We start from the raw sequence: 26,416 nt of genomic DNA on the forward strand, positions 1-26,416 counted from the left end.
TCGCGGGCAAGCCCGCTCCCACAGGTACTCCGCAAGGCTTGATCCAGCGAGGTTTCTGTGGGAGCGGGCTTGCCCGCGAATGGGGCGCAAAGCGCCCCCGTACGGTCTAAAGCCCTTCCAGCTCAGCCATCAGGTCACTGAGCCGATCCGCCTTGCCCTCATCCAGCTCACTGCCCTGCAACCCACGCACATACTCGGCCAACTCCTCCACCGTGCTGCACTCGAACATCGCCCGCAACGGCACGTTCAATTGCAGCTGCTTCTGCACCCGCGAAGCGATCTGCGTGGCCAGCAGCGAATGCCCGCCCAGCTCGAAGAAGTTGTCATGCACCCCGACCCGTTCGGCCTTGAGCACATCGCCCCAGATACCCGCCAGCACCGCTTCCAGCTCATCCCGCGGCGCCAGGTAGGCCTGGCTGTGCTGCCCACCGATCTCGATGGCCGGCAGCGCCTTGCGGTCAAGCTTGCCGTTGGCGTTGTGCGGCAGGCTGGCGAACCAGCCCCAGTGCAGCGGCACCATGTACTCCGGCAACTCGGCTCGCAGGCGCTGCTTGATCTGCTCCAACAACGCGGCATCGGCAACCACACCCTGGTGTGCCACCAGGTAGCCAACCAGGTGCTTGCCATTGGCGCTTTCCTGCACCCCCACCGCCGCATCGCGAAGCTCGGCCTGCTCGTGCAGACGCGCCTCGATCTCGCCCAGTTCGATACGGTAGCCGCGGATCTTCACCTGATGATCGATGCGCCCGACATACTCCAGTACCCCGTCCGGGCGCTGCCGTGCCAGGTCGCCGGTGCGGTACAGGCGTTCGCCCGGCGCCCCGTGCGGGTGCGGGATGAAGGCCAGTGCCGTGCGCACCGGGTCGCCAACATAGCCGCGACCGACGCCGGTACCGGCCACACACAGCTCACCCACCGCACCCAGCGGTACCAGGGCCTGATCTTTGCCATACAGGTACAGCCGGTTGTTGTCGGTCGGCGTGCCGATCGGCAGGTAGCTGCCGCGGGTCGACGCCAAGTCGACGCGGAAGAAAGCCACGTCATCCGAGCACTCCGCCGGCCCGTAGGCATTCACCAGGCCGACCTGCGGATAACGCTGCAGCCATTGCGCAGCAAGCTCCGGCGGCATCGCCTCACCGGTCGGCAACATCCAGCGCAGGCCATCAAGCGCCTGATGATCGTTGGCCAGCATGCCCTGGATCAGCGACGGCACGCTTTCCAGCACACTGATACCAGTGGCTTGCACATGCGCCAGCAAACCTTGTGGGTCATGGGCGATGGCGTTCGGCACGATCTCCACTTTGGCGCCGAACAACGGCGCGGCGAGGAACTGCCAGACCGAAATGTCGAAGCTCTGCGAGGCAGTCTGGGCGATCACGTCGTGCTCGCTCAGGGCCAGGTACGGCACCTTGCTCAGCTGGTTGTTGAGCATCCCGCGCTGCTCAACCATCACGCCCTTGGGCAGCCCGGTGGAGCCGGAGGTGTAGATCACATAGGCCAGGTTGTCCGGCCCGCTGTGGATGCCTGGGTTGTGGCTGGCGATGCTGCTGCCCTGCACCTCCTCCCACACCAGCAACTGTGGCCGAGCCACACCGGCCAGCTCATCGAGCAACTGTCGCCCCTGCTCGGCACAGGCCGCGCTGCACACCAGCACCGGCGTGCGGCTCAGTTCGACGATACGCTGCAGCCGCGCCGACGGCAGGCCCGGGTCCAGCGGCAGGTAGCCGGCGCCAGCCTTGAAGCTGCCGACGATCATGCCCAGCAACGGCAAGCCCCGCTCGGCCAACAAGGCAACCGGCTGGTCGATGGCCACACCCGCTGCGACCAGGGCATGGCCCAGGCGGTTGGCCGCCAGGTTCAGCCCTGCATAGTCATACGATGCTTCCAGGCAGCGGGCGACGGTGCGCTCGGGGTGGGCAGCGACCTGCGCTTCGAACAGCGCCACGTAGCTCTGCTCCAGCGGGTAGGCGTGCCCCGTACGGTTGCAGTCGTCGAGCAGGAAGCGCTGTTCGTCCGCGCCCAGCAACGGCAACTCGCTCACCTCACCTTCAAAGCCTTGCACCAGTGCCAGCAGCAGGCGCTTGAACTCGGCCAGCAGGCGCTCGACGGTCGGGTAGTCGAAGTAGCGCTGGTCGAAGGACAGGTGCAGGCCCAGGTCATCCCCTGGGTAGCACACCGCCGTCAGCGGGAAGTTGGTGTGGGTGCGGCCGGAGTCCGAGCTGGCATTGAGGTGCTGGGCGTGGTCGAGTACCGCGGTTTCCACCGGTGCGTTCTCGAATACGAACAGACTGTTGAACAGCGGCTGGCCCTTGGGCAGTTCGCTGCATTCCTGGATTGCCACCAGCGGCAGGTACTCGTACTCGCGCAGCTCCATGTTGCGTTCCAGCAGGCCCTGCAACCACTGGCGCACGCTGTGGCACTGGCCCGGCTCGGGCAGCTGCACGCGCAGGGCGATACTGTTGATGAACAGGCCCACCGTGCGCTGCATCTGCGGCAGGCTCACCGGGCGCCCGGCCACGGTCACGCCGAAGGCCACATCGCGATCGCCGCTGTAGCGCGCCAGCACCAGCGCCCAGGCCGCCTGGGCAAAAGTGTTGATGGTCAGCTGGTGGGCCTGGGCCAGTTCGCGCAGACGCACGCCGTCGCCCACCTCCAGGCGGGTGTAGCAGTCACCCACCACCATGCCGTCGCCAGCGTGGTCGTTGCGCAGCGGGCGGTCGCTGGGCAGCGCGGTGGCGCGTTCGAAACCGGCCAGGTTGGCCTGCCACCAGCGGCGCGCTTCGCCCATGTCCTGGCGCTGCAGCCAGCCGATGTAGTCACGGTAGCGCGGCGGTACAGGCAACTGGGCCTGGCGGCCTTCGCCCAGGGCCTGGTAGATCTCGAAGAAGTCGTTCATCAGCAACGAACGGCACCAGGCATCGATGAGGATGTGGTGGTTGCTCATCATGAACCAGTAGCGCTGGTCATCGACGCGCACCAGGCGCAGGTGGAACGGTGCCTCCTGCAGGAGGGCAAAGCCCGCTTCCCGCTCTTGCTTGTGCAGGGCTTGCAGGCGCATCTCCTGGGCCGCTTCATCAAGGCCGCGCCAGTCCTGGTAGTCCACCGGCGTGTTACCCGGTTTGTGGATGATCTGCAGCATCGTCTCGCCAGCGTTCCAGCTGAACGAGGCGCGCAGGGCCTCGTGACGCGCCACCACGGCCTGCCAGGCCTGGGCGAAACGCTCGGGGTCGAGCGCGCTGTTGATGCGGTAGCGGTCCTGCATGTAGTAAAGGCCGGTGCCCGGCTCCAGCAGGGTGTGCAACAGCATGCCCTCCTGCATCGGCGTCAGCGGGTAGACGTCTTCGATCCGGGCAGCGGGGACCGGCAGTGCGTCGATCTGCGCCTGGGTCAGGTGCGCCAGCGGGAAGTCCGACGGCGTGAAGCTGCCGTTGCCATCGGCCAGGCAGTGACTGACCAGGGCCAGCAGTTCCTCGCGGTACGCCTCGGCCAACTGCCCGATGGTCTGCGCGTCATAGCGTTCGCGGCTGTAGGTCCAACGCAGTTGCAGGGTCCCCCCGTAGACCTGGCCATCGACGCTGAGCCAGTTCGGCAACGGCGCATCCAGGTCGTGGGCCTGGCCAGCCGGTGCATCCAGCGGCAGGAACAAGGCGGCCTCGTCGAACTGCTGGTCGAACTGGCCCAGGTAGTTGAAGGTGATGCGCGCCTGCGGCAGTGCCGCCATGCTCTCGCGGCTGGCAGCATCGCCCAGGTAGCGCAGCACACCATAGCCCAGGCCCTTGTGCGGCACCTGACGCAGTTGTTCCTTGATGCGCTTGAGCGAAGTGGCACGCGCGGCATCGTCGTTGCCGGCTTGCGGGTTAAGGCGCAGCGGGTAGGCGTTGGTGAACCAGCCAACGCTGCGGGTCAGGTCCATGTCCTCGAACAGGCCGTCGCGACCGTGGCCTTCAAGCTGCACCAGCACTTCCTGATCACCGCTCCAGCGGCACAGGGTGCGAGCCAGCGCTGTCAGCAGCAGGTCGTTGACCTGGGTGTGGTAGGCCGCCGGTGCCTGTTGCAGCAACTGCCGGGTCTGCTCCACGTCCAGGCCGATGGCCAGGGTTTCAGCATGCCGATGCAGGTTGCCACCCTGCGGGTGATCGCACGGCAGCTCATGGCGCACGCTGCCGAGCTGGTCTTGCCACCAGCCCAGTTCGTCGCGCAGCGAATCGCTGCCGGCGTAGCTGGCCAGGCGCGCGGCCCAGTCGGCCATGGCGTGGGTCTTGGCCGGCAGTGGCTGACCGCGATACAGCGCCTGCAGGTCTTCGAGCAGCACACGCCAGGACACACCATCGACCACCAGGTGGTGGATCGCCAGCAGCAGGCGCTGGGCGCCCTGCCCGTCGCTCACCAGCAAGGCACGCAGCAACGGGCCCCGTTCCAGGTCAAGGCTGCGTTGCACGTCGGTGTACAGCGCCTGGCAGTCGGCGAAGTCGGCGACCGTGGCCGTCCACAGCAACTGCTCTGCAGGCTGCGCGGCGAATGCAGCGTGGCCTTGGGTGAAGCGCAGGCGCAGGCTGTCGTGATGCGCCACCAGCCCGGCCAGGGCCTGTTCAAGGGTGGCACGGTCAAGAGGCTGGCGCGCTTCCAGCAGCACCGCCTGGTTCCAGTGCTGCGACTGGGTCACGTCACTGTCGAAGAACCAGTGCTGAATCGGCGTGAGGCCGCTACGCCCCTCGCGCGGGCCCTGCTCGATGCTGCTCGGCGCCGCACTGCGGCTGGCCACGGCAGCCAGGGTCTGGATGGTCTGGTGCTGGAACAGGTCACGCGGGGTGAACTGCAGGCCCAGCTGGCGCGCACGGCTGACCACCTGAATCGACAGGATCGAGTCGCCGCCCAGTTCGAAGAAATTGTCCTGCACACCCACGCGGTGAACGTTGAGCACTTCGCGCCAGGCCTGCGCCAGTTGCTCCTCCAGCTCATTGGCCGGGGCCTGGTAATGCTCGCGGGCCTGCTCCAGGTCCGGTGCCGGCAGTGCACGGCGGTCGAGCTTGCCGTTGCCCATCAATGGCAGGCGTTCGAGCAGCACCAGGTGCGCTGGCACCATGTAATCCGGCAGGTGCTGACGCGCATCGGCCTTGACCGCTTCGCGCAGCCTGGATTGCGCATCGCTGTCGCCAGTGGCCTGCTTGCACACCAGGTAACCTACCAGTTGCTTGCCACCCGGCAGGTCAAGGGCCAGGACCACGGCCTCGTCGACATCGGCATGCGCCTGCAGGTGGCTTTCGATTTCGCCCAGCTCGATACGAAAACCTCGGATCTTCACCTGTTGGTCGGCACGGCCGACGTATTCCACCAGGCCATCGGCACGCAGGCGCACCAGGTCGCCGGTGCGGTACAGGCGCCCGCCGCCCTGGCTGAACGGGTCGGCGACAAAGCGCTCGGCGCTGAGGCCCGGGCGGTCGTGGTAACCCTGGGCCAGGCCGGCACCGCCGACGTACAGCTCGCCGATCCCCCCTTGCGGCAGCAAGGCCAGGTCCTCGTCAAGGATGTAGGCGGTGCGGGCCCCGATCACCCGGCCGATCGGCACGCTGCCAGCGTCGGCGGGCATGACCTGCGGCGCCAGGCAGGCCAACGGCATGACCACGGTTTCGGTGGGGCCGTAGGCGTTGAAGAACTGCTGCGGGGCAAACGCCTGGCGGATGCGCTGCAAGTGCTCGCCAGTCAGCGATTCGCCGCCGGTGATCACCAACCGCACCGGCAGCTGCTGGCCCTGTGCGGCGAGGTACTGGGCCAGCTGGCTGCCATAGCTCGGGGTGAAGCCGAGAACGCTCACCTGCTGCTCGCGCACCAGCTGGCAGATTTCCTCCGCACCCCATTGGCCCTGGGCACGCAGGACCACGCGGGCGCCGCACAGCAGCGGCACCAGCAAACGTTCGCTGGCCGCGTCGAAGTTGATCGAATAGAAGTGCAGCTCGCAGTCATCGCTGCGCATGCCAAAGGCGTCGATCACCGCCTGGCAGTGCATGCCGATTTCACCGTGGCTGACCACCACGCCCTTGGGCTTGCCGGTGGAACCGGAGGTGTAGATCAGGTAGGCCTGATGCTGCGGCAGGTTGAGGTTGTCCAGGGGCGCATCGCTGTAGGCCGACAGGCTCGCGGCATCGTCTTCCAGGCTCCAGCGGGCCACACCATCAGGCAATTCACCCAGGGTTGCGAGCAGGGTGCGCTGGCTCAGCAGCAGGCCGATGCGGCTGTCCTCGATCATGTAAAGCAGGCGGTCGAGCGGGTACTCCGGGTCGAGCGGCACATAGGCGCCACCGGCCTTGAGAATGGCCAGCAAGCCGACCACCATTTCCAGCGAGCGCTCCAGCGCCAAGCCCACCCGCACCTGCGGGCCGACCCCGCGTTCGCGCAGGGCGCGGGCCAGGCGGTTGGCCTGCTGGTCGAGCTCGGCGTAGGTCATGTGCTGGCCGGCGAAGGTCAGCGCACCGGCGTTAGGCGTGCGTGCAGCCTGGGCAGCGAACAGACCGTGAAGGGTCTGGTCGATGGCGAAGTCCTGTTCGCCCTGCAACTGCCCGATCAGTACCTGCTGCTCGGCATCGGCCAGCATCGGCAGCTCGCACAGGCGCTGCTGCGGGTTGTCGAGCAGGCCGACCAGCAACTGCTGCCAGTGCTCGGCCATGCGCGCGATGCGCGGCTCATCGAACAGGTCGCGGCTGTAGGTCAGGCAGCAGCCCAGGCGGCCGTCGAGGTCGGTGACCTCGAGGTACAGGTCGAACTTGGTGGCGCTGGCGTCGTTGACCAGGTAATCCACCTGCATGCCAGCGAGCGTGCGGCTCTGCTGGAAGGCCCAGCGCTGCACGTTGCACATCACCTGGAACAGCGGGTTGTAGGCGCTGCTGCGCGGCGGCTGCAGGGCCTCGACCAACTGGTCGAACGGCAAGTCCTGGTGCGACTGGCCTTCAATGGCGGCCTGGCGCACCTGGTCGAGCAAGGCGGCGACGGTCATTTGCCCGTCCAGCTCGCAACGCAGCACCTGGGTGTTGAGGAAGGCGCCGATCAGGCCTTCGCTTTCCGGGCGGATGCGGTTGGCCACCGGCGCGCCAATGCGCAGGTCGCGCTGGCCGCTATAGCGGTGTAGCAACGCGGCCAGCGTGGCGGTCATGGTCATGAACAGGGTAAGCCCACGCTGATGGTTGAAGGCATGCACGCGGGCGACCAGCGCCGGGTCGAGGTCGAAGCGGTACAGCTCGCCACGGTGGCTCTGCACGGCCGGGCGCGGGCGGTCGGTGGGCAGCGCCAGCACGGGGTGCTCATCGCCGAGGCGCTCTTTCCAGTAGGCCAGCTGGCGTGCGCCCTCGCCGCTTTCCAGCCATTGCCGCTGCCATACGCTGTAGTCCAGGTATTGCACCGGCAGCGGCGCCAGTGGCGATTCGCGCTCATCGACGAAGGCTTCGTAGAGCTCACCCAGCTCGCGGGCGAAGATGTCCATGGCCCAGCCCTCGGTGACGATGTGGTGCAGGGTCAGCACGAAGTAGTGTTCGCGGTCTTCGGTCTTGGCCAGGCAGGCGCGCAGCAGCGGGCCGCGCTCCAGGTCGAACGGCTGGTGGGCCTGGTCGTCAGCCAGTTGCTGCAGGCGCTGCTGACGGGTACCCGCCGGCAGCGCCGTGAAGTCCTGCCAATCCAGGTGCAGCCCGCTGTCGCCGGCCACGCACTGGTACGGCACACCCTCGATACTCGGGAAGGTGGTACGCAGGGTCTCGTGGCGCATGATCAGCGCCTGCAGGGCGCGTTCGAAGGCATCCACATGCAGGGCTCCACGCAAACGCGCCATGCCGCCAACATTGTAGGCTGGGCTATCCGGCTCCATCTGCCAGAGGAACCACATGCGCTGCTGGGAGTACGACAGCGGCACGGCCTGACGACGGTCGACCAGGGCGATCTGGCCTTGCCGGTTGCACTCACCGGCAGCGCGGATACGGGTGATTTCCTCACAGAACGCAGCCAGCTCGCTGGCTTCGAACAACGCCTTGAGCGGCAGCTCGACATCGCACGCCTGGCGGGTGCGCGAGACAATCTGGGTAGCCAGCAGCGAGTGGCCGCCGAGGGCGAAGAAATCGTCGTGCAGGCCCACCTGCGGCAGGTTCAGCACCTCGCGCCAGATGGCCGCAACCTGCTGCTGCAGCGCGGTATGTGGCTCGACGTGGGCACGCTGTTGCCAGACCGGTACGGGCAGCGCCTTGCGGTCGATCTTGCCACTCGGGCCCAGCGGCATCTGCGCCAGGCCGATCAATTGGGACGGCACCATGTACGCCGGTAGTTGCCCGGCCAACGCCGCCAGCAAGGCATCGGACGGTGCGCTGCCGCTATAGTAGCCGACCAGTTGCGCGCCGACCGCGTCGTGGTGGATCAGCACCACTGCCTGTTCGACACCCGGCTGGGCCAGCAGGCAGGCCTGCACTTCTTCCGGCTCCACGCGAAAGCCACGCACCTTGACCTGCTGATCGAGGCGACCGAGGTATTCCAGGGCGGTGTTCTGCACCTGCCAGCGGGCGCGGTCACCACTGCGGTACAGGCGCGCGCCATTGCCGTCGGCCTGGGGCACGAAACGCTCGGCGGTCAGGCCTGGGCGGCCCAGGTAACCACGGGCCACGCCGGCACCGCCCAGATACAGCTCGCCCGGCACCCCAGGTGCAGCCAGTTCAAGCCCATCGTCCAGTACCCGGCAGAGCACGTTGCCCAATGGGCGACCGATCGGCGAACGCTCGCCATCGGCTGCCTGGCAATGCCAGTGGGTGACGTTGATGGCGGTTTCGGTCGGCCCGTAGCGGTTGTGCAACTGCACTTGCGGCAGCAACTGCAACACACGGTCACGCAGGTTCGAAGGCAGCGCCTCGCCCCCGGAGAACAGCCGGCGCAGGCTGCTGCAGCCGGCGGCCAATGGTTCCTGCACGAATACCTGCAGCAGCGGCGGTACGAAGTGCAGCGTGGTCACGCCATGCGCCTGCACCAGCGCGGCGATGCGCTGCGGGTCGCGGTGCTCGCCGGGGCCGGCCAGCACCAGCTTGCAACCAGTGATCAGCGGCCAGAAGCACTCCCACACCGACACGTCGAAGCTGATCGGCGCTTTCTGCATCAGTACGTCGTTTTCATCCAGCGCGTAGCGGGCCTGCATCCACTGCAGGCGCTCGGCCAGTGCAGCATGGGTGTTACCTACACCCTTCGGCCGGCCAGTGGAGCCGGAGGTGTAGATCACGTAGGCCAGGTTGTCGCCGTGCAGGTGCAGGCCCGGCGCCTGGCTTGGCCAGCTGTCCAGGTGCAACTGGTCGAGGGCGATGGCACTGACGCCGTCAACCTGCGGCAGCGTGCCAAGCAGGCTGCTGTGGCTGAGCAGCAGGCTGGCCTGGCAGTCGCCCAGCATGTAGGCCAGGCGCTCGGTCGGATAGTCGACATCCAGTGGCACATAGGCACCGCCAGCCTTGAGGATGGCCAGCAAGCCGACCAGCAGCTGCGGCGAACGCTCGACGGCGATGGCCACGCAGGTGTCGGGGCCGACACCTTTGTCGCGCAGGTAGTGCGCCAGGCGGTTGGCCTGCTGATGCAGCTCGGCGTAGCTGAGGCCGCCGCCCTGCCACACCAGGGCTGTGCGCTCCGGGGTCAGCCGGGCCTGTTCGTTGAGCTGCTCGACCAGCAGCTGTTGCGGGGCGGGCGCAGGTGCCTCACCCCATGCCAGCAGTTGCTGACGAGCCTGCTCATCCAGCAGCTGGACGTCGCCCAACGGCAGTTGCGGCTCTGCACAGACTTGCTCGAGCAGCGCCAGCAGGTGCTGGGCCAGGCGCTTCACCGTGTCGGCCTCGAACAGCTCGGCGACGTAGTCGAAAGCCAGGCTCAGGCGGCCCTGATGGTCTTCCTCGCTGTGCAGCTGCAGGTCGAACTTGGCTTCGCGGCTGTGCCACGGCAGCTCTTCGGCGAGCAGGCCCGGCAGGCGGCGCAACGCCGAAAGATCACGCTGCTGGTGGTTGAACATGACCTGGAACAAGCCCTGCTCGCGGGCTTCTGGCAGGGCTTCGAGCAGTTGCTCGAACGGCAGGTCCTGGTTGGCCTGGGCGCCGAGGGTCGCTTCGCGCACCTGGGCCAGCAGTTGGGCGAAAGGCAGGCGGCCGTCCAATTGCGCACGCAGCACCTGGGTGTTGATGAAGAAGCCGACCATGCCCTGGGTTTCCTGGCGCGGGCGGTTGGCGTTGGGCACGCCGACGCGAATGTCAGCCTGGCCGGTGTAGCGGTGCAACAGGCCTTGCCAGGCCGCCAGCAGGACCATGAACAGGCTGGCCTGCTGTTCGCGGGCCAGGCCCTTGAGGGCATCGCCCAACCTGGCCGGCACTTTCACGCTCAGGCGTGCGGCACGGTTTTGATGGAGGCTTGAGCGCGGCTGGTCCGGGTACAGGTCGAGCACCGGCGAAGTGTCGCCCAACGCGGTCTTCCAGTACGCCAGCTGGCGCGCACTCTCGCCCTCGGCCAGCCATTGCCGCTGCCAGGTGCCGTAGTCGGCGTAACCCAGTGTCAGCGGCGCCAGCTTGGCGTCCAGGCCCTGGCAACGGGCGGCATACAGTTTGGCGAACTCGTCGAGGAGGATGTTCAGCGACCAGCCATCGGCGACGATGTGATGCAAGGTCACCCACAGTTGATGGTCTTCATCATCCAGGCGCACCAGGGTCACGCGCAGCAGAGGGCCCTGAGTCAGGTCGAAAGGCTGCTGGGCCTCGTCCTCGCGACGCTGGCGCACGTGGTCAGGCGCCAGCCCTTCGAAGTCCAGGCGCTGCAGGCTGAACGGCAGCTGCGGCAACACATGCTGCAACGCCTGCCCGTCGACTTCACTGAATACCGTGCGCAGCGATTCGTGGCGTGCTACCAATGCTTGAAATGCGGCTTCGAGCGCGGCCTCGTCCAGCTCGCCGCGCAGGTGCAGGCCCGCAGGAATGTTGTAGGCCGCAGACTGTGGCTGCAATTGCCAGGTCAGCCACAGGCGGTTCTGAGCCAGCGACTGCGGCAAGGCCTGGCCACGGTTCAGGGCCGTGATAGCGCGGGTTGCCCCGGCGCCTTCCGCCAGGATGGCTGCCACGCAAGCGCTGTACTCGGCCAGCGTCGGTGCCTCGAACAGGGTACGCAGGCTCAGCTCGATAGCCAGCTCGTCAGCCAGACGGGCGGTGACCTGGGTGGCAGCGATGGAATTGCCGCCCAGCAGCAGGAAATGATCGTCAGCGGCAACCGCCTCGACCTTGAGGACCTCGCGCCAGATACTGGCGATGCGTGCCTGCAGATCATCAGCCGTTGCAGGCTCTGCAACCGGCCCGGCAGCCATGGGGAAGCGCGCATAGCAATCGAGGCTGCCGTCGTGCATGCGCAGGCGGCAGGCCGAACGCTGCAGCTTGCCACTGGAGGTCTTCGGCAACGCGCCCGGGTTGAGCAGCAGGACCACGGCCGGCGCCTGGCGACAGGCATCGGCGATCACCTGGCGCAGGGTCTTGATCAGGTCCTCGGGTTTGACCGCCTTCTGCACGTTGCGGCTGATTTCCACCGCCACGCCGATGCCCTCCTCGCCCTGGTCGTCGACCGCGAACACGGCCACCCGGCCCTTGCGCAGCACTTCGACCTCCCGCTCCAAGGTCTTTTCCAGGTCTTGCGGGTAAAGGTTCTGGCCGCGGACGATCAGCATGTCCTTCAGGCGCCCGGTAACGAACACTTCACCATCACGCATGAACCCCAGGTCGCCGGTACGCAGCCAGGTCTGGCCATCCCTTTCGACGAAGGTGCGCGCCGTGGCCTCAGGGTTGCGCCAGTAACCCAGGGCGATGCTCGGGCCGCCGGCCCAGATCTCGCCGACCTGGTTGTCGCCCAGTACTTCCAGGTGCTGTGGCTCGACGATGCGCAGCGCATGGCCAGGCTGCGGGTAGCCGCAGCTCATCAGCACACTGCCCTTGCCGGCTTCGGCACGGTTGGCGGCGAGCGCCTCGGCGTCCAGCTCCAGCGCGCCGATGCCCTGGCCACGGCGGCTGCCACTGACGAACAAGGTGGCTTCGGCCAGGCCATAGCTGGCAAAGAAACTGCCCGGCTGGAAGCCGCAGGCCGCGAACGTGTCGGCGAAGGTGGCGAGGCTGTCCTGGCGGATCGGCTCGGAGCCGGAATAGGCCACACGCCAGCGGCTCAGGTCGAGCCCCGCCAGGGCCGCCTCGCTGACCCGTTCGCTGCACAGCCGGTAGGCGAAATCTGGCCCGCCGCTGATGGTGCCGCCGTACTCGCTGATCGCCTGCAACCAGCGCAGCGGCCGGGCGAGGAAGTAACCCGGCGACATCAGCACGCAGGGTACGCCGCTGAAGATCGGCTGCAGCAGCCCACCGATCAGGCCCATGTCGTGGTACAGCGGCAGCCAGCTGACGATCACGTCGTCGGGGTTGAGGTCGATGCCAAAGCCCGAGCGGATCAACTGCTCGTTGGCCACCAGGTTGCCGTGGCTGACCTGCACGCCCTTGGGCAGTGCTGTGGAGCCAGAGGTGTATTGCAGAAAGGCGATGTCGTGCCCTTTCAACGCCGGCTCGCGCCAGCTGGCGGCCAATACCGGATCAAGCGCATCTACCGCCAGTAATTCGGGGGCGTTGTCGCCGCTCAGGGCCTCAAGACCCTGCAGGCTGTCGTGCAGCGACGCGACGGTCAGCAGCAGGCGCGGCTCGGCGTCGTCGATGATCGACAGCAGGCGCTCCTGGTGATGGCGGCGTGACGACTCTGGTGGATACGCCGGCACGGCAATGATGCCGGCGTACAGGCAACCGAAGAACGCCGCCACATAGTCCGGGCCGCTGGGGAACAGCAGCACGGCCCGCTCGCCGAACCCGGCACGGGCCTGCAATGCCGCAGCGATGGTGCGCGCACGCGCATCCAGGTCGCGATAGCTGAGCACGGCCTGCTCGCCGGGGGCATCGGCCAGAAAGCGCAGGGCGATGCGGTCCGGGGTCAGCGCGGCGCGTTGCGCCAGGGCCTGGACCAGCGAGAGCGGGAGTTCGAAGGCGTCCGTCATGGGGGGTTCCTGCCAGTGTCTGGTTGAGTCGGGCTGGCTGCCCCGCGCAAGGTCGGCGGGCAGCGGCCGGATGTACACAGGGGAACGGATGGGCACGGCAGGAAATTAGCGGGGCGAAGGGGCGTGAATGGCGGCGGAGGGTGAACTGCGTCACGCTCGCTGGCTTAGAACCGAAGCTAATAGAAACTCATTAACTTTCGTATTTGACAATCATTATCATTCTGAATAGTTTGTCGCACGTCGTAGGAAGCTTCCCCTCAAGGGGTGCTCCCTTTCCCCTTCGAGACAAGGTGATTTCCATGGCGGAACAACTATCCACAAGTAAGTGCGATTCACCATTACTCCAGGCGTTCGTCGACAACCGCAACATCCTGGTCAAGATCGCGGCGCGCATCACCGGCTGCCGCTCACGCGCCGAGGATGTGGTACAGGACGCCTTCTTCCGGCTCAGCGCCGCCCCACAGATCACCTCGTCGTTCAAGGCGCAGCTCAGCTACCTGTTCCAGATCGTGCGCAACCTGGCCATCGACCATTACCGCAAGCAGGCGATGGAGCTGAAGTACTCCGGCAGCGAAGAGGAAGGCCTGAACGTGGTCATTCCGAACGCTTCGCCCGAGGCCACGCACATCAACCTGGCGGCACTCGAGCATATCGCCGAGGCGCTCAACGAACTGCCCCAGCGCACCCGCTATGCCTTCGAGATGTACCGCCTGCATGGTGTGCCGCAGAAGGACATCGCCAAGGAACTGGGGGTGTCGCCGACCCTGGTCAACTTCATGATTCGCGATGCTTTGGTGCATTGCCGCAAGACAGCAAACCGCCAGGCCTGACAGAGCGGCGTCGCTCTTTTCGCGGGCAAGCCCGCTCCCACCGTGACAGCACAGGCTCTGAAGCCTGTGGGAGCGGGCTTGCCCGCGAAGCAGGCGACGCAGTCTCAGACCAGCTTGCAGCGTTCGAAGAACCGCTCCCGCCCCAGAATCATCAGCGCCGCGCGCTTGTGCGGGAAATCGAATTCCTTGTCGCAATGGAAGCACTGGTCGTGCATGTAGCCGATCATCTTGCCGTTGTCGGCGCGCGGCTCAGCCACCACCCGCTGGGTGCGCGGGTCGTCCAGAAACAGATAGTGCACCAGCGCCGACAGCCAGCTGGCGACCTTGTGCGGGCCACGGTGCGCCTCCTCCCCCACCAGCATATGGATGCCACGGTCGTAGTCGTCAGCCTGGTAGAACGGCGCGATGCGGTCCTCCTTGGCCCAGTACGCTTCGAAGTAGGCAAACGGCTGGTCATCGAAACAACCAATCAGGGTCAAGGCATGGGGGTCGGCTTCAAGCTTGGCCAGGTACTCGCGGTGCTGCTCCAGCGAGCCCGCCTCCTGCCAGAATTTCTCTACCCGCGGGTTGTTCTGCCAGCGGTTGAAGCGCTCGAGGTCCTGGTCGATTTCCAGGGTCCGCAGCGAAACCCAGGCGCCCAGGCGCGCATCGAACCGGCGATACACCTCGCCACGTGGCTTGGGTGCCCGGCGCGGGTGGCGCTTGCCGTTGCTGAACTTCATCTGCTGCGGGTAGGCAGCGCTGGCCGAGGCGCCCAGCCACGGCTGCGGCAGCTGCCAGAACAACGCGCGTTCGCACAGGTAGACGCCCGCGGCTTCGCTGGCCAGCAACAAACCACTGGCCAACGCCTCGGGCACGCTTGCCGACAGATGCACAGCCAGGCGCTGACGCGCCGGGTCACGCGACAGCAGCCAGTAGCAGGCAGCCCACAAGGCCTGTTGCGGGCGCTGCGAACACAGGGTCTGCACATGGACTTGCAGCGTATCACCTGGCACCAGGCGCACCTGGATCAGTGGGCGGCCTTCAAGGGTCAGGCTCAGCCAGTTGTCGCCCTCCTCGGCATCGAGGTTGCGCCAGCGTGGGAAAGACAGGGGCTGCGAAGCGGCATCGAACGGCATGGTCTTGGCTCACGGCAAATGAAAGAAAGGCTCAATGCTGATGACGTGCCCATGACAGGGGAATTTAGTCGTTCGGCGCGGCGACCGTGATCTGGTAGGGCTGGAAGATGCGCGTCAGTTCACCGGTGTCGCGCAGGTTACGCATCAACCTGGCGAACTGGCGATCGCTGATCGGGGCATCGGGGCGTAGCAAGGCATAGTGGTGATAGACCTGGTCGACGCGCTGCGACGCGATCAACTGGTTGACGCTGTCGGGGTTGCGGGCCTGGAAGTCGCTCAAGTACGAGCGCGTCACCAGGGCGATGTCAGAGCGGCCGGCCTGGACCATCAGCAGGTTGCTGTCATGGGAGTAGGTCAGCGTCGCGTTGTACATCTTGCGCAGGTAGGTGGGGTCGGGGTTGAAGTTGGCGAAGGCGTAGTGATAACCGTTGAACAACGCCAGGCGCTTGCCACCCAGGCTATCGAAGTAGTGCTGGTCAAGGCCATCGACCTTCCTGGCGACGAACACTTCGGCATCCTCCAGACCCATGTCCACCGTCTGGTGGGGGATCTGCTGCCAGCCCCACTCGGGGTTCTCGAAGATCGCCATGTCGGTGCGACCTTGCTGGAAATCACCAAAGCGCCGCTGAATGGAGGTGGGCACCAGGACGAAGTGGTAGTCCTGCTGCAGGCGGTTCAAGGCCTCGACCAGCTGTGGCAGCAAACCGGTGTCGGCGCCCTGCTCCGGGCGCACGGTATAAGGCGGGAAATGCGCAGCGCCGATCTTCACGTCGATGGCCTCGGCGGCCCACGCTGGCACCGCCAGCCAGGTTGCAGCCAGCATCAACAGGGTGGACATTACCTTCAGGCCGGGCGCTGGAGTCAAAGCGGACACTCATCACGGTTCATACCTGGATGCGCCTAAGCTAGGCGTTTTCCCGATACGGCACAACTGCTGGTTATGCCAAAGTGAGGGCATTTTGCCAGGGGATGCCGTGTGGCCAGACATTGGCTACGCTGCTCTGGCATATATGGCGAGGGAGCCTGGTATGGGCCACTGGTTGGTGATCGACCTGGAAGCCACCACCGATGACGGTGGCTGGCCGGTCACGGAGATGGAAATCATTGAAATCGGCGCCAGCCTGGTGACCCGCGAAGGCCGTGAAGTTGACCACTTCCAGCGTTTCGTGCGGCCCCGGCGGCGGCCACAGCTGACACCGTTCTGCCGGGAGCTTACGCACATCAGCCAGGCCAGTGTCGACAGTGCCGCGGCGTTCCCCGAGGTGTGGGCGCATTTCGAGCGCTGGCTGGGGCACCATCGCGGGCAGCTGCAGGCCTGGGTCAGCTGGGGCGACTACGACCGCCAGCAGCTGCTGCAGGAGTGGCGCCAGCATGCGGTCGACAGCCTGCTGCGCGAGCTGCCGCACATCAACCTCAAGCAGCGCTTTGCCAAGGCCCGCCACCTGCAGCGCCCGGCCGGGCTCAATGGTGCACTGCAGCTGGCCGGCATGCACTTCTGCGGGCAGCAGCACCGGGCCCTGGAAGATGCGCGCAACACCGCACGCCTGCTGCCCTTGAGCCTGCCTGCGAACGGCACTTGAAAGCAGATGACGGGGCGAATGGGCTTGGGCATACTGGCCAGCCCTTTTTCACCCCCATTCTTTCAGGAGTCGCCCATGTTCCAGGTCAACGAGTACTTCAACGGCACCGTCAAGTCGATCGCCTTTGCTGGCGAAGAAGGCCCTGCCACTGTGGGCGTGATGGCCCCTGGCGAATACGAGTTCGGCACCGCCAAGCGCGAGATCATGCACGTGGTGTCCGGCGCCCTGACCGTCAAGCTGCCAGGTAGCGACAACTGGGAAACCTTCAACGCTGGCGACAAGTTCAACGTACCGGCCGACAGCAAGTTCCAGCTGCAGGTGAAGGTGGATACCGCCTACCTTTGCGAGTACCGCGACTAAGCGCTGGCCTACTCCGGCCTCTTCGCGGGTAAACCCGCACCCACAGGTTAAGCACCACACTCGAGGGCAGTGGTGAACCTGTGGGAGCGGGTTTACCCGCGAAAAATCCAGCACTAAACCTTCAGGAAATTCGCGACCTTTTCAGCCGCAGCCTGCAGATGCTGCTCATGGCTGAACCCCGAAGCCTTCAGCGGCTTCAGGTCATGATCCCCCGCCACCAGCCAGCTCACCTCGATCGCCGGTGACAGCGCATACTTCTCGACAGCCTCACGATTCCCCAGCGCATCCCGCTCACCCTGCACGATCAACGTACGCGTCTTCAGCCCTGCCAGGTGCTCGACCCTGGGCTTTTCAGGCTTGCCCACCGCATAGAACGGATACCCCAGGCACACTAGCGCATCCGCGCCCAGTTCATCGGCCAGCAGACTGGCCATGCGCCCGCCCATCGACTTGCCGCCAATGGCCAGCCTACCCGTGACCAAAGGTCGCACCTGCCGGTACACCTCGCGCCAGCATTCGAGCAGCACCTTCTGCGGATTGGGCGGCCGCTTGCCGCCGCCGTTACGCCGCTCGGCCATGTAGGGGAACTCGAAGCGAACCACCGCCACCCCAAGCGCCGCCAGCCTTTGCGCCATTTCGTTCATGAAATCGCTGTCCATCGGCGCCCCCGCGCCATGGGCCAGGATCAGGCACGCGGGCGCACCGCCCTCGCCCCCGTTTCGCGGAGGATCGCAGCGCAAGCCTGGGACATTTCCGACTTGCGCCCATTGATCCCCGTCAATACCGGCACTTTGCCCATTACTCATGCTTGCCTCGCTGTAAAGCCTGCCAAAATAACCGTGGATGGGAACCCATACATGAACACAACCAGCAGTACCGCCTATAACTACAAGGTGGTCCGCCAATTCGCCATCATGACGGTGGTGTGGGGAATCGTCGGGATGGGGCTCGGCGTCTTCATCGCCGCCCAGCTCGCCTGGCCTTCCCTCAACTTCGACCTCCCCTGGACCAGCTTCGGCCGCCTGCGACCCCTGCATACCAATGCGGTGATCTTTGCCTTCGGCGGCTGCGCGCTGTTCGCCACCTCCTATTATTCGGTGCAACGCACCTGCCAGACCACCCTGTTCGCACCGGGCCTGGCCGCGTTCACCTTCTGGGGCTGGCAATTGGTGATCCTGCTGGCGGCCATCACCTTGCCGCTGGGCTACACCAGCTCCAAGGAATACGCCGAGCTGGAATGGCCGATCGACATCCTCATCACCATCGTCTGGGTGTGCTACGCCATCGTGTTCTTCGGCACGCTGATGAAGCGCAACACCAAGCACATCTACGTGGGTAACTGGTTCTTCGGCGCCTTCATCCTCACCGTGGCGCTGTTGCACATCGTCAACAACCTGGAGCTGCCGGTCAGCCTGACCAAATCGTACTCGGTCTATGCCGGCGCCACCGACGCCATGGTGCAGTGGTGGTACGGGCACAACGCGGTAGGTTTCTTCCTCACCGCCGGCTTCCTGGGGATGATGTACTACTACGTGCCCAAGCAGGCCGAACGCCCGGTGTATTCCTATCGCCTGTCGATCGTCCACTTCTGGGCGCTGATCACCCTGTACATCTGGGCCGGCCCGCACCACCTGCACTACACCGCCCTGCCGGACTGGGCGCAATCGTTGGGCATGGTGATGTCGCTGATCCTGCTGGCACCGAGCTGGGGCGGCATGATCAACGGCATGATGACCCTGTCTGGTGCCTGGCACAAACTGCGCAGCGACCCGATCCTGCGCTTTTTGGTGGTGTCGCTGGCGTTCTACGGCATGTCCACCTTCGAAGGCCCGATGATGGCCATCAAGACGGTCAACGCCCTCTCCCACTACACCGACTGGACCATCGGCCACGTGCACGCCGGTGCCCTCGGCTGGGTAGCGATGATTTCGATCGGCGCGCTGTACCACACCATCCCGAAAGTGTTCGGCAAGCAGCAGATGCACAGCCTTGGCCTGATCAACGCGCACTTCTGGCTGGCGACCATCGGCACCGTGCTGTACATCGCCTCGATGTGGGTCAACGGCATCGCCCAGGGCCTGATGTGGCGTGCGGTCAACAGCGACGGCACGCTCACCTACTCGTTCGTGGAAACCCTGGTGGCCAGCCACCCAGGCTTCATCGTGCGCTTCGTCGGTGGCGCGATCTTCCTCAGCGGCATGTTCCTGATGGCCTGGAACACCTGGCGCACCGTGCGTTCGCCGGCGCTTGACGCTGCCCCTGCGAACGCCCAGCTGGCTTGAGGAGACCTGCCTGATGAAACATGAAGTCATCGAGAAAAACGTCGGCCTGCTGGCCCTGCTGATGGTGTTTGCCGTGAGCATCGGCGGCCTGACCCAGATCGTTCCGCTGTTCTTCCAGGACGTCACCAACAAGCCGGTCGAAGGCATGAAGCCCTACACCGCGCTGCAACTGGAAGGCCGCGACATCTACATCCGCGAAGGCTGCGTGGGTTGCCACTCGCAGATGATCCGCCCGTTCCGCGCCGAAACCGAGCGCTACGGCCACTACTCGGTCGCGGGCGAAAGCGTCTGGGACCACCCGTTCCTGTGGGGCTCCAAGCGCACCGGCCCGGACCTGGCCCGGGTCGGCGGCCGTTACTCCGACGACTGGCACCGCGCGCACCTGTACAACCCGCGCAACGTGGTACCGGAATCGAAGATGCCGTCCTACCCCTGGCTGGTCGCTGAAAAGGTCGACAACAGCCACACCGACACCAAGATGCGCACCCTGCGCACTCTGGGCGTGCCATATACCGACGAGGACATCGCCGGCGCCCGTGACGCGGTCAAGGGCAAGACCGAGATGGACGCCCTGGTCGCCTATCTGCAGGTGCTCGGCACCGCCATCAAGAACAAGAGGTAAGTGCCATGGAAATGGACATCGGCATGATCCGCGGCCTGGGCACCCTGGTGGTGATGATCGCCTTCATCGGCCTGTCGCTGTGGGTGTTCAACCGTCGCCGCGACCATGATTTCGCCGAAGCGCGCCTGCTGCCCTTCGTCGACGACCGCCTGCCCCCCGCCGGGCAGGAACCTGCTGCCATGACTGCGGCTGTGAGGAGCAAAGCGCAATGACCACCTTCTGGAGTACCTACATCAGCGTACTGACCCTCGGCAGCCTGATCGGCCTGGCCTGGCTGTTGCTGTCGACCCGCAAGGGCCAGAGCAACAGCACCACCGACCAGACCATGGGGCACAGCTTCGATGGCATCGAGGAGTACGACAACCCGCTGCCAAAATGGTGGTTCTGGCTGTTCGTCGGCACCCTGGTGTTCGGTGCCGGTTATCTGGTGCTGTACCCGGGCCTGGGTAACTGGAAAGGCATCCTGCCTGGCTACGAGAATGGCTGGACCGGTGCCAACGAGTGGCAGAAGGAGATGGAAAAGGCCGACGCCAAATTCGGCCCGATCTTTGCCAAGTACGCCGCCATGCCGGTGGAGGAAGTGGCCAAGGACCCGCAAGCGCTGAAAATGGGCGGCCGCCTGTTCGCCTCCAACTGCTCGGTGTGCCATGGCTCCGACGCCAAGGGTGCCTACGGCTTCCCTAACCTGACCGACCAGGACTGGCGCTGGGGCGGCGAGCCGGAAACCATCAAGGCGTCGATCATGAACGGCCGCCACGGCGTGATGCCGGCGTGGGCCGAAGTGATCGGGGAACAGGGCGTGGCGGATGTCGCCGCCTTCGTGCTGACCAACCTCGATGGCCGCAGCCTGCCGGAAGGGGTCAAGGCCGACCCGGTCAAGGGCAAGGAGATCTTCGCTGGCAACTGCGTGGCCTGCCACGGGCCTGAGGGCAAGGGCACCCCAGCCATGGGCGCGCCGAACCTGACCCATCCGCAGGCGTTCATCTACGGATCGAGCTTTGCCCAGTTGCAACAGACCATTCGCTATGGCCGCCAGGGGCAGATGCCAGCCCAGGCGGATATCCAGGGCAATGACAAGGTGCACCTGCTGGCAGCCTATGTGTACAGCCTGTCGCAGGGAGGAGCCGCTGAAGCGGGGACCGCCCAGTGAGTTCGCCGAGAGAGATTCGGCGCCTGTGAGATCGAGCGCCGCCCGCGCGGCGCATCGCGGATTTATCCGCGATGCGCCGCGCGGGCGGCGCTCGATATCCGCCCCACCGCAAAACCCATGCCTTACCCCCGCACCACCGCAACACCCACACCTTCCCCCGCTCTTCCCCTCCCTTGCACCCCCTCCGAACAGAACTAAGCTTGTTGCCACAGTGGGCTTCGCTCCCAAAGGACCGAAGCAGACGCGGCGCACAGCCTGATGCCGCCCCCAAAAAAAGCTTGACCGATCGATCAGAAAAAGATGAAAAACGGTACACATTACAAATATTTATTTGTGTACAATCGTCCCGACCCTATCGCCGCGGGACACCGGCGAAAGGGCCCGGACACGGGTCGGCGCAAGGATCCTTGCGTTGCCATTAACCCCAGTGGTTATCGATACTGGCGCCGATTTTTCGACCAACAAGAACACCAAAACCGTGGAACCTTAGAATGAGCACAGCAATCAGTCCGACTGCTTATAACTATAAGGTCGTCCGCCAGTTCGCCATCATGACGGTGGTCTGGGGGATCCTTGGCATGGGCCTGGGCGTCTTCATCGCCTCGCAGCTGGTGTGGCCGCAACTGAACCTGGACCTGCCCTGGACCAGCTTCGGCCGCCTGCGCCCCCTGCACACCAACCTGGTCATCTTCGCCTTCGGTGGCTGTGCGCTGTTCGGCACCAGCTACTACGTGGTGCAGCGCACCTGCCAGACCCGGCTGATCTCCGACAGCATGGCCGCCTTCACCTTCTGGGGCTGGCAGGCGGTGATCGTCGGCGCGCTGATCACCCTGCCGATGGGCTTCACCACCACCAAGGAATACGCCGAGCTCGAGTGGCCGCTGGCAATCCTGCTGGCAATCGTCTGGGTCACCTACGGGCTGGTGTTCTTCGGCACCATCGTCAAGCGCAAGACCAAGCACATCTATGTCGGCAACTGGTTCTACGGCGCCTTCATCGTGGTCACCGCGATGCTGCACATCGTCAACCACATCTCGCTGCCGGTAAGCCTGTTCAAGTCGTACTCGGCCTACGCCGGCGCCACCGACGCAATGATCCAGTGGTGGTACGGCCACAACGCGGTGGGCTTCTTCCTGACCACCGGCTTCCTGGGGATGATGTACTACTTCGTGCCCAAGCAGGCCGAGCGGCCGATCTACTCCTATCGCCTGTCGATCGTCCACTTCTGGGCGCTGATCACCCTGTACATCTGGGCCGGCCCGCACCACCTGCACTACACCGCCCTGCCTGACTGGGCGCAGTCGCTGGGCATGGTCATGTCGATCATCCTCCTGGCACCGAGCTGGGGCGGCATGATCAACGGCATGATGACCCTGTCCGGTGCCTGGCACAAACTGCGCACCGACCCGATCCTGCGCTTCCTGGTGGTGTCGCTGGCGTTCTACGGCATGTCCACCTTCGAAGGCCCGATGATGGCCATCAAGACCGTGAACTCGCTGTCGCACTACACCGACTGGACCATCGGCCACGTGCACGCCGGTGCCCTCGGCTGGGTGGCGATGATCTCCATCGGCGCGGTCTACCACATGATCCCGAAACTCTACGGCCGCGAGCAGATGCACAGCGTTGGCCTGATCAACGCGCACTTCTGGCTGGCGACCATCGGCACCGTGCTGTACATCGCCTCGATGTGGGTCAACGGCATCACCCAGGGCCTGATGTGGCGCGCCATCAACGATGACGGCACGCTCACCTACTCCTTCGTCGAAGCCCTGCAGGCCAGCCACCCTGGCTATATCGTCCGCGCCCTGGGCGGTGCGTTCTTCGCCACCGGCATGCTGCTGATGGCCTACAACGTGTTCCGTACCGTACGTGCCGCCAACCCGGCACAGGCCGAGGAAGCCGCCAAGATCGTCGTCGTGGGAGCGCACTGATGAAGCATGAAGCCGTCGAGAAGAACATAGGCCTGCTGGCCTTCTTCATGGTCATCGCCGTGAGCGTCGGTGGCCTGACCCAGATCGTCCCGCTGTTTTTCCAGGACGTCACCAACAAACCGGTCGAAGGCATGAAGCCGCGCACCGCGCTGGAAGTCGAAGGCCGCGACATCTACATCCGCGAAGGCTGCGTGGGCTGCCACTCGCAGATGATCCGCCCGTTCCGCGCCGAAACCGAGCGCTACGGCCACTACTCGGTCGCGGGCGAAAGCGTCTGGGACCACCCGTTCCTGTGGGGCTCCAAGCGCACCGGCCCGGACCTGGCCCGCGTTGGCGGCCGCTACTCCGATGACTGGCACCGCGCGCACCTGTACAACCCGCGCAACGTGGTGCCGGAGTCGAAGATGCCGGCCTACCCGTGGCTGGTCGAGAACAAGCTCGACGGCAAGGACACCGCGAAAAAACTGGAAGTGCTGCGCACCCTCGGCACGCCGTACAGCGACGCCGACATCGCCGGCGCCCGCGACGCGGTCAAGGGCAAGACCGAAATGGACGCACTGGTCGCGTACCTGCAAGGTCTTGGCACCATCATCAAAAGCAAACGGTGACGCTGATGGATATCGGGATGATTCGCGGCCTGGGCACCGTCGTGGTGATGGTGGCCTTCGTGGGCCTGGCGCTGTGGGTATTCAGCCCGCGGCGCAAGAAGGACTTCGACGAAGCGACCCAACTGCCCTTTGCGGATGATCCCGGGGCCAGCAAGCACGTCGAGCAAGCAAAAGCTTCTGGGAGCAAACAACAATGACAACCTTCTGGAGTCTGTACGTTACCGTCCTGACCCTGGGCACCATCTTCTCGCTGACCTGGCTGCTGCTGTCGACCCGCAAGGGCCAGCGCGAAGAGGTTACCGACGAAACCGTCGGGCATGCCTTCGATGGCATCGAGGAGTACGACAACCCGCTGCCGAAATGGTGGTTCTGGCTGTTCGTCGGCACCATCATCTTCGCCCTCGGCTATCTGGTGCTGTACCCAGGCCTGGGCAACTGGAAAGGCATTCTGCCGGGCTATTCGTACCTGGATAACGACAAGCAGACCGAGTTCTCCAACGGCCAGCCGGGCTGGACCGGCGTGCACGAGTGGGAAAAGGAAATGGCCAAGGCCAACGCACGCTTCGGGCCGATCTTCGCCAAGTTCGCGGCGATGCCGATCGAAGAGGTCGCCAAGGACCCTCAGGCGCTGAAGATGGGCGCACGCCTGTTCGCCTCCAACTGCTCGGTGTGCCATGGCTCCGACGCCAAGGGCGCCTACGGCTTCCCCAACCTGACCGATCAGGACTGGCGTTGGGGCGGCGAGCCGGAAACCATCAAGACCACCATCATGGGCGGCCGCCACGGTGTGATGCCGGCCTGGGGTGAGGTGCTCGGCGAACAGGGCGTGGCCGATGTCGCCGCGTTCGTCACCAGCAAGCTCGATGGCCGCACGCTGCCCGAAGGCGCCAAGGCCGATGCCGAGAACGGCCAGAAGCTGTTCGCCGCCAACTGCGTGGCCTGCCACGGGCCTGAGGGCAAGGGCACCCCGGCCATGGGTGCGCCGAACCTGACCCACCCACAGGCGTTCATCTACGGTTCGAGCTTTGCCCAGCTGCAGCAGACCATTCGCTATGGCCGCCAGGGCCAGATGCCGGCACAGGAACAGCTGCAGGGCAATGACAAGGTGCACTTGCTGGCCGCTTATGTGTACAGCCTGTCGCATCAGCCTGAGGCGGCCCAGCAGGCCGAGTAAGGCAGGCCAGGCCTCTCGCGGATGAATCCGCTCCTACAAGGGTTGCGCAGTCCCTGTAGGAGCGGATTCATCCGCGATGAGGCCAGCAAAAGCAGCACATGGTGACCTGGATCAATTGACACCCGCCATAACACGATTCATACCACGAACCCAACGCGACTAAAGGTCGCAGCGCGATCCCTTACCGCCACCAGCGGCGTATCATGGCTCGCAGAGCGCTAGCAGAATGCGCGAGACTGCGGCTGGCAAGCACTGGCCGCGGCGTTTCTCCACTGCCGTGGGACTTGATGATGAGCAAGCAAATTCCGGTACATGACGTCACCCCGCCTGCCAACAAAGGGAAGGATTCCGTCGACCTCTACGCCTCTCGCGAGAAAATCTACACCCGCGCCTTCACCGGCATCTTCCGCCGGTTGCGGATGGTCGGCGGGGCGGTGCTGTTCCTGCTCTACTTCGGCACCGTGTGGCTGAACTGGGGCGGTCACCAAGCCGTGTGGTGGAACCTGCCAGAGCGCAAGTTCTACATCTTCGGCGCCACTATCTGGCCCCAGGACTTCATCCTGCTTTCGGGCATTCTGATCGTCGCCGCCTTCGGCCTGTTCTTCATCACCGTGTTCGCCGGCCGCGTATGGTGCGGCTACACCTGCCCGCAAAGCGTGTGGACATGGATCTTCATGTGGTGCGAAAAAGTCACCGAGGGTGACCGCAACCAGCGCATGAAGCTCGACCGCTCGCCCATGAGCGGCAACAAGTTCCTGCGCAAGTTCGCCAAGCACAGCCTGTGGCTGCTGATCGGCTTCGTCACCGGCATGACCTTCGTCGGCTACTTCTCGCCGATCCGCGAACTGCTGACTGAATTCTTCACAGGCCAGGCCGATGGCTGGGCCTACTTCTGGGTCGGTTTCTTCACCCTGGCCACCTACGGCAACGCCGGCTGGCTGCGCGAGCAGGTGTGCGTATACATGTGCCCCTATGCGCGCTTCCAGAGCGTGATGTTCGACAAGGACACACTGATCGTTTCCTACGACCCGCGCCGTGGCGAAACCCGTGGCCCGCGCAAGAAGGACATCGACTACAAGGCCAAGGGCTTGGGCGACTGCATCGACTGCACCATGTGCGTGCAGGTCTGCCCCACCGGCATCGACATCCGCGACGGCCTGCAGATCGAGTGCATCGGCTGCGCGGCGTGCATCGACGCCTGCGACAGCATCATGGACAAGATGAACTACCCCAAAGGGCTGATCAGCTACACCACCGAGCACAACCTCTCGGGGCAGAAGACCCACATGCTGCGCCCGCGCCTGATCGGCTATGCCGTGGTGCTGCTGGTGATGATCATCGCCCTGGGCACGGCCTTCGCTACCCGTTCGCTGGTGGGCTTCGACGTCAGCAAGGACCGCGTGCTGTACCGCGAGAACGCCCAGGGCCGGATCGAGAACGTGTACAGCCTCAAGGTCATGAACAAGGACCAGCGCGACCACGTCTACGTGCTGGACGCCGCCGGCCTGCCCGACCTGCGCCTGGAAGGCCAGCGCGAAATCCGCGTGGCCGCCGGCGATATCGTCAGCCTGCCGGTGCAGTTGTCGATCGCCCCCGAGAAGCTGCCCTCGACCACCAACGAAATCACCTTCATCCTCAAGAGCGCCGACGACAGCGCCGCCAAGGTTGAAGCCAAGAGCCGCTTCATCGGCCCACAGATCCGCTGACAGA

16 protein-coding genes are annotated in these 26,416 nt (G+C 65.1%); 12 read left to right on the forward strand and 4 right to left on the reverse strand.

The window, feature by feature from the left end:
* Positions 1-106 precede the first annotated feature (106 nt).
* Complete coding sequence (locus ACIPZ5_RS18855; protein ID WP_400810088.1) at positions 107-13,048, reverse strand: non-ribosomal peptide synthetase; 12,942 nt, start codon at positions 13,046-13,048, stop codon at positions 107-109.
* A 299-nt stretch (positions 13,049-13,347) separates the two neighbouring features.
* On the opposite strand from ACIPZ5_RS18855, the gene ACIPZ5_RS18860 reads away from it, so the two are divergent.
* Positions 13,348-13,878, forward strand: a complete 531-nt coding sequence (locus ACIPZ5_RS18860; protein ID WP_343595901.1) for an RNA polymerase factor sigma-70 — start codon at positions 13,348-13,350, stop codon at positions 13,876-13,878.
* Positions 13,879-13,982: 104 nt separating this feature from the next.
* Here the strand turns inward: ACIPZ5_RS18860 and ACIPZ5_RS18865 are convergent, their stop codons facing one another.
* Both ACIPZ5_RS18865 and ACIPZ5_RS18870 read right to left on the reverse strand, forming a co-directional pair.
* Entirely contained in the window at positions 13,983-14,996 is a 1,014-nt protein-coding gene (locus tag ACIPZ5_RS18865; RefSeq protein WP_400810090.1) for a GNAT family N-acetyltransferase, read from the reverse strand.
* A 64-nt stretch (positions 14,997-15,060) separates the two neighbouring features.
* A complete protein-coding gene (locus tag ACIPZ5_RS18870) occupies positions 15,061-15,861 on the reverse strand; it encodes a substrate-binding periplasmic protein (RefSeq protein ID WP_400810148.1) in 801 nt (266 codons plus the stop codon).
* Positions 15,862-16,024: 163 nt separating this feature from the next.
* Here ACIPZ5_RS18870 and ACIPZ5_RS18875 point away from each other — a divergent pair, with 163 nt between their 5' ends.
* Together ACIPZ5_RS18875 and ACIPZ5_RS18880 are read left to right on the forward strand one after the other, a co-directional pair.
* Positions 16,025-16,576: an exonuclease domain-containing protein gene (locus ACIPZ5_RS18875; protein WP_060508201.1), complete on the forward strand. Its 552-nt coding sequence runs from the start codon at positions 16,025-16,027 to the stop codon at positions 16,574-16,576.
* Between the two features lie 75 nt (positions 16,577-16,651).
* Positions 16,652-16,936 carry a pyrimidine/purine nucleoside phosphorylase gene (locus tag ACIPZ5_RS18880; RefSeq protein WP_013973489.1) on the forward strand — a complete coding sequence of 95 codons (285 nt, stop codon included), beginning with the start codon at positions 16,652-16,654 and terminating at the stop codon, positions 16,934-16,936.
* 113 nt (positions 16,937-17,049) lie between these two features.
* Here the strand turns inward: ACIPZ5_RS18880 and ACIPZ5_RS18885 are convergent, their stop codons facing one another.
* Positions 17,050-17,742 (reverse strand): alpha/beta family hydrolase, encoded by a 693-nt coding sequence (locus ACIPZ5_RS18885; RefSeq protein WP_343595910.1) that lies wholly within the window; start codon positions 17,740-17,742, stop codon positions 17,050-17,052.
* A gap of 51 nt (positions 17,743-17,793) precedes the next feature.
* On the opposite strand from ACIPZ5_RS18885, the gene ccoN (ACIPZ5_RS18890) reads away from it, so the two are divergent.
* The 9 genes from ccoN (ACIPZ5_RS18890) to ccoG all read left to right on the forward strand — a co-directional run bounded on the left by ccoN (ACIPZ5_RS18890) (position 17,794) and on the right by ccoG (position 26,412).
* Positions 17,794-19,218 (forward strand): cytochrome-c oxidase, cbb3-type subunit I, encoded by a 1,425-nt coding sequence (gene ccoN / locus ACIPZ5_RS18890; RefSeq protein ID WP_261943296.1) that lies wholly within the window; start codon positions 17,794-17,796, stop codon positions 19,216-19,218.
* 13 nt (positions 19,219-19,231) lie between these two features.
* Positions 19,232-19,840 carry a cytochrome-c oxidase, cbb3-type subunit II gene (gene ccoO, locus ACIPZ5_RS18895; RefSeq protein WP_054884101.1) on the forward strand — a complete coding sequence of 203 codons (609 nt, stop codon included), beginning with the start codon at positions 19,232-19,234 and terminating at the stop codon, positions 19,838-19,840.
* Between the two features lie 5 nt (positions 19,841-19,845).
* On the forward strand, positions 19,846-20,052 hold the full coding sequence (locus ACIPZ5_RS18900; RefSeq protein ID WP_054884102.1) for a CcoQ/FixQ family Cbb3-type cytochrome c oxidase assembly chaperone: 207 nt from the start codon (positions 19,846-19,848) through the stop codon (positions 20,050-20,052).
* Complete coding sequence (gene ccoP / locus ACIPZ5_RS18905; protein WP_343595927.1) at positions 20,049-20,990, forward strand: cytochrome-c oxidase, cbb3-type subunit III; 942 nt, start codon at positions 20,049-20,051, stop codon at positions 20,988-20,990. The genes ACIPZ5_RS18900 and ccoP (ACIPZ5_RS18905) overlap by 4 nt, the downstream gene beginning before the upstream one ends.
* Before the next feature lie 491 nt (positions 20,991-21,481).
* Entirely contained in the window at positions 21,482-22,924 is a 1,443-nt protein-coding gene (ccoN, locus tag ACIPZ5_RS18910; RefSeq protein ID WP_085677877.1) for a cytochrome-c oxidase, cbb3-type subunit I, read from the forward strand.
* Positions 22,924-23,532: a cytochrome-c oxidase, cbb3-type subunit II gene (gene ccoO, locus ACIPZ5_RS18915; protein ID WP_054884105.1), complete on the forward strand. Its 609-nt coding sequence runs from the start codon at positions 22,924-22,926 to the stop codon at positions 23,530-23,532. Before ccoN (ACIPZ5_RS18910) ends, ccoO (ACIPZ5_RS18915) begins: the two co-directional genes overlap by 1 nt.
* A gap of 5 nt (positions 23,533-23,537) precedes the next feature.
* Positions 23,538-23,729: a cbb3-type cytochrome c oxidase subunit 3 gene (locus ACIPZ5_RS18920; protein WP_085677876.1), complete on the forward strand. Its 192-nt coding sequence runs from the start codon at positions 23,538-23,540 to the stop codon at positions 23,727-23,729.
* Positions 23,726-24,706, forward strand: a complete 981-nt coding sequence (ccoP, locus tag ACIPZ5_RS18925; RefSeq protein ID WP_085677875.1) for a cytochrome-c oxidase, cbb3-type subunit III — start codon at positions 23,726-23,728, stop codon at positions 24,704-24,706. The genes ACIPZ5_RS18920 and ccoP (ACIPZ5_RS18925) overlap by 4 nt, the downstream gene beginning before the upstream one ends.
* 290 nt (positions 24,707-24,996) lie before the next feature.
* On the forward strand, positions 24,997-26,412 hold the full coding sequence (ccoG, locus tag ACIPZ5_RS18930) for a cytochrome c oxidase accessory protein CcoG (protein ID WP_110636747.1): 1,416 nt from the start codon (positions 24,997-24,999) through the stop codon (positions 26,410-26,412).
* Positions 26,413-26,416: the final 4 nt, after the last annotated feature.

It is taken from the genome of Pseudomonas sp. NPDC089428, from assembly GCF_044749325.1.
In the GTDB taxonomy this organism is placed as follows: Bacteria; Pseudomonadota; Gammaproteobacteria; order Pseudomonadales; family Pseudomonadaceae; genus Aquipseudomonas.